The sequence below is a fragment of the Hyphomonas sp. UBA3195 genome (assembly GCF_002366485.1).
GTDB lineage: Bacteria > Pseudomonadota > Alphaproteobacteria > Caulobacterales > Hyphomonadaceae > Hyphomonas.
Genome location: NZ_DEXB01000047.1, coordinates 1 through 12,552, shown reverse-complemented (window position 1 = coordinate 12,552; position 12,552 = coordinate 1). Strand labels below are relative to the sequence as shown.

10 protein-coding genes and 1 pseudogene are annotated in these 12,552 nt (G+C 58.5%); 6 read left to right on the top strand and 5 right to left on the bottom strand.

The window, feature by feature from the left end:
* From B2344_RS14540 to mdoH, 5 genes are all read left to right on the top strand, one after another.
* A partial coding sequence (locus tag B2344_RS14540; RefSeq protein WP_290485473.1) for a hypothetical protein occupies window positions 1-270 on the top strand: 270 nt, incomplete at its 5' end.
* Window positions 270-1,046 carry an enoyl-CoA hydratase-related protein gene (locus B2344_RS14535; protein WP_206993235.1) on the top strand — a complete coding sequence of 259 codons (777 nt, stop codon included), beginning with the start codon at window positions 270-272 and terminating at the stop codon, window positions 1,044-1,046. The genes B2344_RS14540 and B2344_RS14535, both read left to right, overlap by 1 nt.
* A gap of 59 nt (window positions 1,047-1,105) precedes the next feature.
* Window positions 1,106-1,999, top strand: a complete 894-nt coding sequence (gene mmsB, locus B2344_RS14530) for a 3-hydroxyisobutyrate dehydrogenase (RefSeq protein ID WP_290485472.1) — start codon at window positions 1,106-1,108, stop codon at window positions 1,997-1,999.
* A 263-nt stretch (window positions 2,000-2,262) separates the two neighbouring features.
* The gene (locus B2344_RS14525; protein ID WP_290485471.1) at window positions 2,263-3,864 is read left to right on the top strand and encodes a glucan biosynthesis protein; all 1,602 of its coding nucleotides are present in this window, start codon (window positions 2,263-2,265) and stop codon (window positions 3,862-3,864) included.
* The gene (gene mdoH, locus B2344_RS14520; protein WP_290485470.1) at window positions 3,861-6,053 is read left to right on the top strand and encodes a glucans biosynthesis glucosyltransferase MdoH; all 2,193 of its coding nucleotides are present in this window, start codon (window positions 3,861-3,863) and stop codon (window positions 6,051-6,053) included. Before B2344_RS14525 ends, mdoH begins: the two co-directional genes overlap by 4 nt.
* A 19-nt stretch (window positions 6,054-6,072) precedes the next feature.
* On the opposite strand, the gene B2344_RS14515 is transcribed toward mdoH, so the two are convergent.
* The 5 genes from B2344_RS14515 to B2344_RS14495 all read right to left on the bottom strand — a co-directional run bounded on the left by B2344_RS14515 (window position 6,073) and on the right by B2344_RS14495 (window position 12,212).
* A complete protein-coding gene (locus B2344_RS14515; protein WP_290485469.1) occupies window positions 6,073-6,936 on the bottom strand; it encodes an alpha/beta fold hydrolase in 864 nt (287 codons plus the stop codon).
* Window positions 6,937-6,944: 8 nt separating this feature from the next.
* Window positions 6,945-8,240, bottom strand: a complete 1,296-nt coding sequence (locus B2344_RS14510; RefSeq protein WP_290479430.1) for a spinster family MFS transporter — start codon at window positions 8,238-8,240, stop codon at window positions 6,945-6,947.
* Between the two features lie 104 nt (window positions 8,241-8,344).
* Window positions 8,345-10,627 (bottom strand): TonB-dependent receptor, encoded by a 2,283-nt coding sequence (locus B2344_RS14505; RefSeq protein WP_290485468.1) that lies wholly within the window; start codon window positions 10,625-10,627, stop codon window positions 8,345-8,347.
* 122 nt (window positions 10,628-10,749) lie between these two features.
* On the bottom strand, window positions 10,750-11,808 hold the full coding sequence (locus B2344_RS14500; RefSeq protein WP_290482689.1) for a helix-turn-helix transcriptional regulator: 1,059 nt from the start codon (window positions 11,806-11,808) through the stop codon (window positions 10,750-10,752).
* A gap of 83 nt (window positions 11,809-11,891) precedes the next feature.
* The gene (locus B2344_RS14495; RefSeq protein ID WP_233347512.1) at window positions 11,892-12,212 is read right to left on the bottom strand and encodes an ArsR/SmtB family transcription factor; all 321 of its coding nucleotides are present in this window, start codon (window positions 12,210-12,212) and stop codon (window positions 11,892-11,894) included.
* A 236-nt stretch (window positions 12,213-12,448) separates the two neighbouring features.
* Here B2344_RS14495 and B2344_RS14490 point away from each other — a divergent pair.
* Window positions 12,449-12,552, top strand: a pseudogene (locus B2344_RS14490) (translation initiation factor IF-1); the annotation flags it as partial.

Here is a 12,552-nt window from a genome sequence, read left to right as displayed (position 1 = left end):
CGACGATGGGATAGAGATTTGAAGAAAGCCGCCTCGCTAGTTTTCCGATTAGGTATCATCGCTGCAGTCGCTGGCTTTGCCGTGTTTGTGCTGGGATGGATGGAACGCGATAGTTGCGCGGATGGTGGTGGCATATGGCTGAAGGCATCCAAGGAATGTGTTTGTACCTATTCCCAGCGCGGTGTGTATGCCGATACGCCGACACCGGAACAGATGGCGCACCGAATGGAATGCGAGCTGAAACCCACTGCTTCTGATTGGATTGAATGATGAGCACTTACGACACGATCACTTTTGAACACTCGAACCGCATCGCGCTGGTCACGATCAACCGGCCGGACAGCCTGAATGCGCTGAACCAACAGGTCATGGCAGAAGTTGCCGACGTCTTTGCGCGCATTGACCGCGACAAGGACATTGCCGTCAGCGTGCTGACCGGCGAGGGCCGCGCCTTTGCTGCCGGTGCCGACATCAAGGAAATGCAGCCGCAAAGCTTCTCCGACATGTATGTCGAGGATTTCTTCGGCCTCTGGGATCGTTTCGCAGCATGCCGCAAGCCGGTGATTGCGGCGGTGAATGGTTTCGCGCTCGGCGGCGGTTGTGAGCTGGCCATGATGTGCGACATGATCATCGCGTCCGAAAAGGCGAAGTTCGGCCAGCCGGAAATCAAGCTGGGCGTCACGCCCGGCATGGGCGGCTCCATTCGCCTGACCAAGGCCGTCGGCAAAGCCAAAGCCATGGACATGGTGCTCACCGGCCGCATGATCGACGCCGCTGAGGCTGACCGGATCGGCCTCGTCTCTCGCGTAGTCGAGCATGACGCGTTGATGGATACGGCCATGGGCGCGGCGAAGGAAATCGCCGGCTACTCCATCCCGTCCATCATGGCCGCCAAGGAGATGGTCGGCCGCGCGCTGGAAGTCTCCACCGCTGAAGGCGTGAAGTTCGAGCGCCGCCTGTTCCAGGGCCTGTTTGGAACCGCAGACCAGAAGGAAGGCATGGCCGCCTTCACAGAGAAGCGCGCGCCGGACTTCAAGGACAAATAAGCCTGCACCGGAGTGCATAAACACCACGCCGCAAGAGCGCGGGGACAAGGGAGTATCGCATGACAAAGATCGCATTTATCGGGCTCGGAAACATGGGCTCGGGCATGTGTGCCAATCTCTGCAAGGCGGGCCATGAGGTCCGTGCCTTCGACCTCAATGCCGAAGCGGTGAAGGCCGCTGAAGGCCATGGGGCAGTTGCTGCGGCCACAATTGCGGATGCGGTGAAGGACTCCGAAATTGTGGTCACCATGCTGCCAGCCGGCAAGCATGTCCTGTCGGTCTATTTCGGCGATGACGGCGTGGCGGCCCATGCAGCCAAGGGCGCGCTCTTTCTTGATTGCTCGACCATTGCGGTGGAGGATGCCCGCGAAGCGGCGTCCAAGGCCGACGCGGCAGGCTTCCTGATGGCGGATGCGCCTGTCTCCGGCGGGACGGCTGCGGCAGATGCCGGTACGCTGACTTTCATGGTGGGCGGCCCCGATGAAGCCTATGCCAAGGCCAAGCCGATCCTCGACGTAATGGGCAAGAATATCTTCCATGCCGGCGGCAGCGGGAACGGCCAGGCGGCCAAGATCGCCAACAATATGCTGCTCGGCATCTCAATGATAGGCACATGTGAAGCGTTCAATCTCGCGGAAAAGCTGGGTCTCGACGCGCAGACCTTCTTTGATATCTCCTCCACAGCCTCCGGCCAGTGCTGGAGCATGACGAGCTATTGCCCGGCGCCGGGGCCGGTGCCCACCTCGCCCGCAAACCGGGACTATCAGCCCGGTTTTGCGGTCGCGATGATGTTAAAAGATCTTCATCTGGCGGCGTCTGCAGCAAGGGCCGCCGGGGCAGAGGTGACGCTGGGTGAAATGGCGGAAAAAATCTATCAGGATCTGGACACTAGAGGGCATGGCGGGCTCGATTTTTCAGGTGTCATGAAGGATCTCCAGCAACGACTAGACTAGACTCAATTGGCTAAGTTGGGCCGCCCATGATCCGACCAATCCCGGATCGGGCGGCCCATTTTGCAACCATTCGCAGGCTCGCTCATTCATTCGTCTCGGAATGTATTGCGCTGCAGCATTCATGATGGGGATCATGGGGGCGCGAGCTGGCGAATAGGTGAGACTTGAGCAGGCAATTTTTGTTTCGGCCGAAATGTATTCGTGTGTTCACACTCGCGATGCTTCTCGTTGCGTGTTCTCCCGCCGACGATACATCAGCTCCGATGGCTATAGATGAGGCGCCGATCCTCCCGTCAGAATCAGAGCCATCCGAGCAGGTGCCGCCAGCCAAGAGCCAGCCAGCACCTTCATCTATTTACAACTTGGAACGCGTCCAGCCCGAGCCGGCATCCGTGCCGGTGCGGCCTCAGCCCGAAGATATGGCGGAAGCCAGTACCGTTGCTGCATTTGGCTTGCCTGAGATACGTCAGAAGGCCCGGCGGCTGGCCGCAGAGCCATATGAGCCATCTCGACCCCTTCCGGATGATGCGAAGCGTTTGAACTATGATCAGTACCGACGCATCCTTCCGGTTGCTGGCGACATGGGGTGGTCCGACCCTGCGACAGGATCGCGTGTCTTGTTCGATCCTCGTGGTTACCTGTTTGATCAAGAGGTCCGCATTAACATTATCGACGGGGATACCGTCACGCCCCACACTTATTCTGCCGACGCATTTGATTTCAAGGATTTGCCCCTGTCCGAGGAGACGCGGGAAACACTTGGCTTTGCAGGTTTGCGATTGCTGGCGCCCATCAACAAGGCCGGGAAGTTCGATGAAGTGCTCAGCTTCAAGGGCGCTAGTTTCTTCCGGGCATTGGGAGCGGGCAGCGTGTACGGCGCATCGGCGCGGGGGCTGGGTATTGGAACCGCATCTGCGGATGGGGAGGAATTTCCTGCGTTTCGCGAGTTCTGGGTTGTCCGTCCAGACCCTGCGTCTCAGGGCGTCAGCATTTATGCGCTCATGGACAGCCCGAGCGTAACGGGCGCGTTTGCCTTCGAGGTTTCGGCGGGTCCGCGCACCCAAGTCGAAGTGGAGGCGACTTTTTTCCCCCGAAAGGAAATCGATGGTGTCGGCCTGTCACCACTGACCTCCATGTATTATTTTTCGCCACATGACGTGATCAAGCAGGGCGATGATTTTCGCCCAGCCGTGCACGACTCCGAGGGGTTAGCGATCCAGATGTCGAACGGCGAATGGGTTTGGCGTCCTCTCCAGAACCCCGCCGATCTGGAAGTATCGGTGCTGGCAGGAACACAGCCGATGGGCTTTGGCCTGCTGCAGCGGCATCGGAAATTTGATGACTATTCGGATGTTGAGGCCGCATATCATCAGCGTCCGGACGTCTGGGTGGAGCCGCATGGAGACTGGGGCGAAGGTCAGTTGATGCTCGTCGAGATTCCTACGGTGAACGAGTACAATGACAATATCGCCGTATTCTGGCGCCCGGCATCCGGTTGGCGACCCGGTGGCACACATACGATTTCCTATACGATGAACTGGGGACACAGGCCGGGTGCCCTGGCCGAAGTCATGTCCGTGTCGGACACGCGTGCTGGCCGTAAGCCAGGCGGCAAGGCGCGCATGTTCGTGCTCGACTACGAGGATGTCCCGGAAGGGTTCTTCGAGAATGCCGAACTGGAGATCAGCACATCAGCAGGAAAGATCCTCAATCCGGTGATGCGGCGCCACCCTTCCAGTGACAATTACCGGATGAGTTTCGAGCTCGATCCCGAAGGCGCGGACATGGCGGAACTGCGTGCGGTTGTGATGCGGGGCAGTCGCCCGCTGACGGAGACGTGGCTTTATCGGTGGAGCACAAAATGACGGACCTTCGCCCGCGCCCGACGGAATTTCCGCTTACCATGCCCAACCAGCCCTTGCAGTCCCGGATTGCCAGTGTGCGGGCTGGCACCACGTCTCATGTCTGGCGGAAGCTGTTCGTGCTGGGGGCTTCAGTTCTTCTGACCCTTTGGACCACGCGGGAGATGTACGAGGTTCTAGCAGTGTCGGGAATGACATTGCTGGAATGGGTTCTGCTGTTTGTGTTCGCAATCAATATCAGCTGGATTTGCTTTGCCTTCGTGAACGCAACCATTGGCTTTGCCTGTGCCGTGACGCCAAGGCATGCGGCGCGCTCGGCTGACCCCGTCTGTATCCGAAACGTGCGCACCGTCCTTACGTTTCCTATCTACAATGAGGCGGTTGAAGATGTCTTCGCAACTGTGTCCGCTACGGCGCGGATGCTCGAAGATGCGCCGGGTATCTTTGAGTGTTTCATCCTGAGCGACACGACTGATCCCGAAATAGCGCTTGCGGAAGAGGTGGCGTATACAGAATTGTTAAAAACGGTCAGGGGCAATGTTCCTGTTCGCTATCGTCGGCGCACCATCAATCACCATCGCAAATCCGGTAACATTCGCGATTTCGTTATGCGGTGGGGTGGGCGCTACGACCATATGATCGTTTTCGACGCTGACAGCTATATGGAGCGTGACACGATTGTGCATCTTGTGGAGGAGATGGAGCGCGCGCCTCATACTGCGCTGATCCAGACCATCCCTCAGCTTGTCGGTGGGCGCACCCTGCTGTCACGTTGTCAGCAATTTGCGTCTGCGCTCTACGGTCCGATCCTTGGGGGTGGGATGGCCTGGTGGGCGCAGAATGAAGGCAATTTCTGGGGGCACAACGCCATCATCAGAATCTCAGCTCTAGCCGAGGCTGCTGGACTGCCGGAGATGCCCGGCAAAGCGCCGTTTGGCGGCTCGATCCTGAGCCATGACTTCGTCGAGGCCGCCTTCTTGCGCCGCGCTGGTTGGAATGTGGAAATTCGCCCCGAAATCGGCGGATCCTATGAGCAGGGGCCGCCCACTATTATTGAACTGGTCAAGCGCGACCGACGCTGGTGCCAAGGCAATATGCAGCACATGGCAGTTCTCTTGAAAACAGGCGGGCTCAGCTGGACCAATCGCTTCCACCTCATCACAGGCATCTTTTCCTACCTTGCCTCACCGCTCTGGCTGGTCTTCATCACACTTGGTATGCTGTTGTCGCTCCAGAACAGCTTCATGCAACCCGCGTATTTTGGGGATGAGGCATCGCTCTTCCCAACCTGGCCAGTGATCGACTCTGAGCGTGCCCTGACCCTCTTCTTCGTCACAATGGGACTGTTGTTTGCTCCCAAGATGTATGGGCTGGTCTACGGACTGGTGTCGCGCGAGTGGCGTCAGTCCGTGGGCGTCGGCAAGACGATTCTCGGCGCTCTGACGGAGACAGCATTGTCGGTCCTGATCGCCCCGATCCTCATGGCGACGCAAACGGGCGCAGTTATCAATGTCTTCCGGGGCAAGGATAGCGGATGGTCGCCGCAGGAACGCGCGCAGGGCGGGTACAGCTTCCTTGCGACGCTGCGCCATAATATTCCAGCCACGCTGCTGGGTGCGGCGCTGATGATGGCGGCTACCGCAATCTCACCCGTCTACGCGGCTTGGCTGGCTCCGGCAACGGTCGGCATGGTCCTTGCGGCTCCATTATCTTATTGGACCGCGAAAGAGTCGGCAGGGCAGCGGGCACGTCAGGCAGGTCTGCTGGTCAGTCCTGTCGAGGTCCGTTTACCGGATAGCGTCGGCCAGTCCTGGGCGGAAGTTCAGGCTTTTTCAACGCTACCAAAGACCGATATGATTTCCCTGTTGCGTGATCGCGTAAGCCAGCGGAAGCGGCGAACGCTGATTGATCCATATTGGCCCCTGCAGCGACATGAGGTTCACGAACCATTGGCGCTCGCTCGTGCGCGTGTAACGCGCGTGCTGACGCTTGAAGAATACATCAAGGCCATATCCAAAGCTGAATTGATGGCTATCCTGAATTCCTCACAGGATCTTGAAAGCATCAGTTTCAGGTTCGCCGTTGCCGGGCGGGTCGCAGGGGATGTCTCTGCTTATGAAAGACTGATGTCCAGCGAGCGAGCAGGCGGGCGTACGACAACCTCCAGCGGAGGACAGCGAAGTGGCACCTGACTTCTCTATTTTGGAAGTGTCATTTAAGCGCTGTTGAGATGAACTTCCTGATCGCATGTAGCGATTCCGGCTCATTGAGGAACGGCGTATGGCCGCGCCCCAGCACAGTCAGCAATCGGCTGCCCTTATGCCGTTTCAGCATGCGGTTCGCGGTTTTTTCTGTGAGGATATCCGAGGTTTCACCGCGAACAATCAGTAGCGGGATGGCCTTGAGCGCCGAGTAGATACGCCACATCGCGAAGTTGACGCGCCAGCTCGGCTTCGTACTGCCCATGCCCCGCACAATTACCGGATCATAGTCGAATATAATCTTTCCATCATCGCGTACCGTGCAAGTTCGCTTGGCAAATTCGAGCCAGTCGTCTGCGTTATAGTCCGGGTAGACGCTCGCCTGTGTTCGGCCAATTGCTGTAGCGGCATCGTCCAGATTGTCGAATGTTTCATTCCCGCCAGCATAGCCGGCGATGCGTTTGAGGCCCGCGGGATTTACTTCGGGCCCGACATCATTGATCACGATGCTCTTGATTTTATCCGGGAAAGCCTTGGCCATCAGCATTGCCATCAGCCCTCCCATCGATGTGCCGACCAGGATCAGATTGTCCAGTTTCAGGTGGTCAATCAGTGTGGCCATGTCTTGCACATAAACGGGCGGCGCATAGGTCTCGCCACTCGGATCGCGATCCGACCGGCCGCGGCCGCGCACATCGACCGAGATGTACCGAGCGGGTAATTCTAAACCGCGTATCATTGGCTCGAAATCCTTATGGTTTCGGGTCAGGCCATGCATGCACAACACTGTGATGTCGCTGTCATGTGGGCCGTATTCGGCGGCGTAAAGTTTCAGTCCGTCATGCGCGGTGTAGAAGATATCCCGTTTTTCCATGGCGGGGCTCAGACCAGCTTGGCCGCGCGGGCAGCGTCGCGGGCATAATAGCGTCCCGACAGGACCAGGAAGAGGATGCTCGCAGCGTTCAGCAGGAGGATGATTTCCAGCGCCGATTTCAGCGGGGTCGTCGAACCTGCATCAGAGAACTGAACACTTAGCCAGCCAGCAAAGGTCGGGCCGCCGCCAATGCCAATCAGGGTCAGACAGAGCAGCATGAAGGCAGATGCGAAGGAGCGCATGCGCAAACCCACCAATTCTTGAGAGGCTGTATAGGCAACGCTGGCATAGATCAGGCCGACAAAGCTCGGCACCACGTTCCACGCATAGGCAAGACCGATGCTGTCTGCCTGAAGGAACAGCCACGCGAATGGCAGGGCAAGCGCGCCACAGGCTGCAATTGTCCACGGGCGCCAGGCCAGGTTCTTCGAAGACATGCGGTCACAGATCTTGCCGACGACGACTGCGCCGACCCCGCCGACGCCACCAATCAACAGGCCGAGTGGAATGGAGACATCCCCAGGGCCGACATCGAAGGTGCGCTGGAGGTGGCTGGACGTGAAGACAAGGAAGGCGTTTGCCGAGACACAGATGAGGCAACAGCCCAACAACAACAACAAGAATGACGTTTGGCCTGAAATGAATTTCAGGGTTTCGCCAATCGATGGCGCTTCGCCATCATCGACGCGTTGTTCAATGGCACCGCGTTTCGGCTCTTTCAGTGTGAAGCGAACCAGCAGGGCCAGGATGAGGCCGGGTATACCCGCGATAAAGAATGCCGCGCGCCAGCCGAACGCTTCATACACCAAACCGCCCAGTGCGAAACCGCCAAGGATGCCGAAGCCAATCCCCGTCGTGTAGATACCGAGCGCGGTGGCGCGTTCGTGAGGCGCGTAGAGATCAGAAATGATGGATGTGGCCGGCGGAGTACCGCCTGCTTCGCCCACACCAACACCCATGCGGGCGACCAGCAAGTGCCAGAAATTCTGAGCAAGGCCGGAGACCGCGGTCATGCCCGACCAGACGGCCAGTGAGAGAGAAATGATCGTGCGGCGATTGCCCCGGTCGGCCCACATTGCCATCGGAATGCCGAGCGTTGCGTAGAAAGCCGCGAAAGCGAGGCCTGTCAGCAAGCCGAGTTGAGCGTCGTCCAGTTTCAGGTCAGCCTTGATCGGCTCCAGCAGGATCACGAGGACCTGCCGGTCGATATGGTTGAATGTGTAGACCAGCGTAAGCAATGCCAGCACATAGGCGCGAGATGCATTACGGGACGTCGGAGAGGGTGGGGCCGCGAGATCGGTCATGGCTGTCCTTCAGGCTACGCCGAAGCGGTTACCGGTATCTGCAAGGTTTGGAAGGGACGGACCGGCGACCCACGGAGGTAAAGGTCGCCGGTCCGCTCAGTTGACTAGAAGTCGACCGAGATTGAGGCGGTAAGCGTGCGCGGCGGGCCGTAGAAGGCCGAATACGCACTGTCGAAGCCAAGCTGGCTCGGCGTCACGAAGTTGTAGGCTGCGACGCGGTATTCCTCGTCCGTGAGGTTCCGGCCGTGGATACCGAAGCGCAGGCGCTCGGACGGCGATGTCCAGACGAAGCTGAGGTCCAGCAACGTATAGGAGTCCGGATCCAGCGCCGGACCCCCATTCGGGAACAGCACGTTCGTGCCCGGAGCGAAGCCTGGGTTCTCCACGTTGAAGAGATAATAGGCATCGCGATAGGAAGCCGATCCTGTGATCGAGATCGCACCGAATTCAGGCCCGAAGTCGCGCATGTAATTCAGCGAGAGCTGGCCCTGCAGTTCCGGTGTATTCTGTGTCACGAACTGGTCGGCGATATTGGTGCCAGCGGACAGGATTTCCTGAATTTCGGCGTCGATATAGCCGAGGTTCCCCATCAGGGTGAACTCGTCATTGATGAACCAGCTGCCCTCAAGCTCGAGGCCGGTATATTCCGAGGAGCCCGCATTGAAGACCGACGACACAAACGTGTCGTTGACGCCGTCATTGTCGGAATCCGCGCCGCTCTGAACCGTGATCTGCTGGTCGGTATATTCAGCAAAGAAGACGGCTGTGTTCAGCAAAAGGCGATCATCGAAGAAGCTGCCTTTGATGCCGAGTTCATAGCTGTCGACCTTCTCCGGTCCGAAGCCTTCCTGTGAAAGTCCCAGCGTATCGAGGTCAGCACGTGCCCGCGGGTCGAAGCCGCCTGCCTTGAAGCCCTGAGCGTAGGTTGCGTAGATGTTCAGGTCGTCCGTTGGCTTGTAGGAAACCGAAATGCGCGGAGTGAACTCCTCGTCTTCCCGGTTCAGGCCTTCATAGCCGGTCTGGGTGACGAAGAAGATCGAGCTGGTGTTGGTCGGATCGAACGATCCGGAGCCCATGCCGAGCCACAGCTCACGCGTCACGTCTGCAGTGGTTTCATCCTTGGTGAAGCGACCACCGAGGGACACGCTCCACTGGTCAGTCACATCATAGGTGAAATCGCCGTAGACGGAGAAGTTTTCCTTGTCCTGCTTGCCAGCCTGATAGACCGTCAGGCCCAGCGCGCTGAGCAACAGGTCGAATGCGCCGTCGGCACTGCCATCAAGATAGTAGATGCCAGCAACGCCGGACAGGCGGACGCCATTGTACAGCATCTGGAATTCCTGGCTGAACTGGTCGTCATTATAGTAAGCTGGGACATCGAAATCCTGACCGGGCAGGGCGTCGAAGTCGATCGGCGTAACTGTTGCGCCTTCACGATAGGCCGTGATCGATTTTAGCGTGATCTCGTTATTGACGTCCCACTCGCCGGTGAGGGAGTAGCCTTCGGTTTCGACAGAGTTGTCATCACCGATACCGGCGCGGGTGTCATAAACATTATCCGTGACCGGCAGGGTGCCGTCGCCACTCGGGATCAGGCGATGGCCATGCTTGGCGTTGGAGTCGTCTTCAGATTTATCATAGGCAAAGCGGAAGAACAGCGAGTCGGTCGGTGCCCATTCGGCGCTTACGCGATAGGCGAGGACGTCCTTGTCGTAATGGTCTGCGCCGGTGAAGAGGTTCTCCCCGTAACCGTCGCGTTGGTAGTTGGCGATCGCGCCGCCGACCTTGAATGTGTCGCTGAGCGGTACCGAACCGGATACGATCGTGTCGAGCTGGCTGTAGGAGCCGACATTGACCTTGGCTTTCAGGTCCGGCTCGTCGTCCATCTTGGCGGTGACGTATTTAATCGCGCCGCCAATCGTGTTGCGGCCATAGAGCGTGCCTTGCGGTCCGCGCAGGACTTCGATCCGTTCGATGTCGAAAATGTCCAGGATCGCGCCTTGTGGGCGTGCAATATAGACATCATCAACGTAGAGACCGACGCCGGGCTCGAAGCCCCAGAGCGGGTCCTGCTGGCCGACGCCGCGAATGAACGCGATCAGGGTGGAGTTGGAGCCGCGTGCCACTTCGATCGTTGCGTTCGGGGTCGAACGTTGGATGGACGTGATATCGACCGCGCCGGTGGCTTCCAGCTGGTCAGCGCTGAACGCAGAAACGGACAGCGGTACATCGATCAGGTCTTCTTCGCGGCGTTGGGCGGTAACCGTCACCCGGCCTAGCGTGCGGGCCTCTTCCGGGGCCTCATCATCCGCATCCTGCGCGTGCGCAGCGTACTGGCCCGCGGTCAGCGCCAGCGCCGACACGAGACCGAATCTCAGCGTATTCATTTTGTGATTTCCCAATTTTTCCTCCCGAGGATTCTTTGTATTTGACGGGATTTATCCAGAACATGCGCGCTTGGGCGATGACCTGAGGGCTCAACACAAGTGAACATTTTCGCTCAGGCGCGTCAGGCTTGAGCAGTTTCCATGCTGGACCTGGCATAGACGGCAGGCGAAACACCGCGCATCTTCTTGAACGCCCGATTGAAGGCGCGCACATCGGAATAGCCAAGAAATTCCGCAACTTGGGTGACGCTTGTGCCTTGTGCCAGCATCAGGCCGGCCCGTTCGGCGCGGCTTTCCTGGAGGATGTCCCGGAAACTTGTGTGCTCTTCGCTCAGGCGGCGGCGCAAGGTTGCAACGCTCACGTCCAGATGCCGGGCGACAGCTTGCTGGGTTTCGTGTCCATCCGAGATCAGGTCGGCTGTGCGCACCGAATAGCTTCGCGAGTCGGAAGAGGGCGCGATGGCTTCAAGATGGCGGATGACGCGCGCGAAAATCCCGTCAGCGGTCAGATCGACTTCCGGGGTGGCGGGAATGGTCTCGCAGGCTATGTCGATATCATAGATCAGTTCATAGGCTGCATGACCGTAGCCGATGGGCACCTGCCAGAATTGCAGCTGGCCATTGCCGTCATCATTCCGGTTCCTGAGCAGGCTCACCCGTTTGAGCGCCCGGCCTGCGGCGCCGCCGGTCAGGCTGTCGAGCAGGGCATGAGTCTTGATCAGCAAGGCGTCGCCGACGAAATGCGTCAACGCACGATCATCGCGAAAGCGATAGGGGAAAGTCGAATCATCCACCACCAGCGCCAGCATCGAGTCGGTCTGGCGGACATAGTTGTAGCGCCCGCCATGCATCATGTTGAAATGCGAAGCGAGGCTCCGGATTGCGTCTTGCAGGGTCGAGGCCGCCTGAATCTGCGTCACGACAAATGTGCCGGTCTGGTAGAGCAGCTTTCGTTCAGAAAGTTGCGCAGTCAGGTCGTCGAAGGACCGGGCGATCTCGCGTTGGATGCGATAATAGTCTACCAGATCAATCTGCGTGCCGGGTTGGCTTGTGCGTTTGCCCGGATCGATGCCCAGTCGATCCAGCAGGCCGTCAACGTCCACACCCGACGTTCCGGCCCATGACAGGATCGGTTCAATCTGGTGGAGTTCGAAACTCGCCCGGGTCAGTGACTGCGACATGCGGGTCTTATAGCAGGAATCTGTATCGAAAACGTATCCTGATTCAAAAGGATGTTTTCAAATATGGCGTTGCTGCAACAGGCCTAGCGGTAATAGGCGCACAGCGTGTCGACCAGCGCCCGGCCGATCCCGCCCGCACAACGATAATAGATCGTCTGCGCATCCCTGCGGCTTTCAACCAGACCGGCCGCACGCAGCTTTGCCAGGTGCTGGGATACAGCGGAATGCGATTGGCCGGTCATGTCGGCCAGCTGATGAACAGGGTGCTCGCCCTCATTCAGCGCGCACATGATCTTCAACCGCGTATCACTCGACATGGCCTTCAGCACTTCTGAGGCCTCGTGAATGCGCTCCGACATGAGGTCAAAGGCATCCTTCGTCTGGGGTTTGTGCTGGGCTTTCATCAGGATGTGCTCGTAGTGATTGTTGCGGGCGGCGTATCAGCCAATATGCGAATATAAGCATTAAGATGGTGCGAAACAGGGTCGCGTCTGCAAGAGACGGGCGGGAATACGCTGAAAATGCCCGCATGACGGGGCATTTTGCTGAACTTCAAATCTTGCCGGAATCCGTGCAAACCTTTATGCGCCCCCTATATGCGTTTCGGCGGCGCAATGGACCGCCCTTTATTGGAGACTGCATGTCGAAGGAAGAACTGATTGAATTCGAAGGCACAGTCGTGGAACTGCTGCCGAACGCGACGTTCCGCGTTAAACTCGAGAACGACCACGAAATCATTGCCCA

Coding starts and splice junctions, on each gene's coding strand:
- mmsB (WP_290485472.1), top strand. CDS start 1,106: ATGACAAAGATCGCATTTATCGGGCTCGGAAACATGGGCTCGGGCATG.
- B2344_RS14495 (WP_233347512.1), bottom strand. CDS start 12,212: ATGAAAGCCCAGCACAAACCCCAGACGAAGGATGCCTTTGACCTCATG.
- B2344_RS14500 (WP_290482689.1), bottom strand. CDS start 11,808: ATGTCGCAGTCACTGACCCGGGCGAGTTTCGAACTCCACCAGATTGAA.
- B2344_RS14515 (WP_290485469.1), bottom strand. CDS start 6,936: ATGGAAAAACGGGATATCTTCTACACCGCGCATGACGGACTGAAACTT.
- B2344_RS14505 (WP_290485468.1), bottom strand. CDS start 10,627: ATGAATACGCTGAGATTCGGTCTCGTGTCGGCGCTGGCGCTGACCGCG.
- mdoH (WP_290485470.1), top strand. CDS start 3,861: ATGACGGACCTTCGCCCGCGCCCGACGGAATTTCCGCTTACCATGCCC.
- B2344_RS14525 (WP_290485471.1), top strand. CDS start 2,263: ATGGCTATAGATGAGGCGCCGATCCTCCCGTCAGAATCAGAGCCATCC.
- B2344_RS14510 (WP_290479430.1), bottom strand. CDS start 8,240: ATGACCGATCTCGCGGCCCCACCCTCTCCGACGTCCCGTAATGCATCT.
- B2344_RS14535 (WP_206993235.1), top strand. CDS start 270: ATGAGCACTTACGACACGATCACTTTTGAACACTCGAACCGCATCGCG.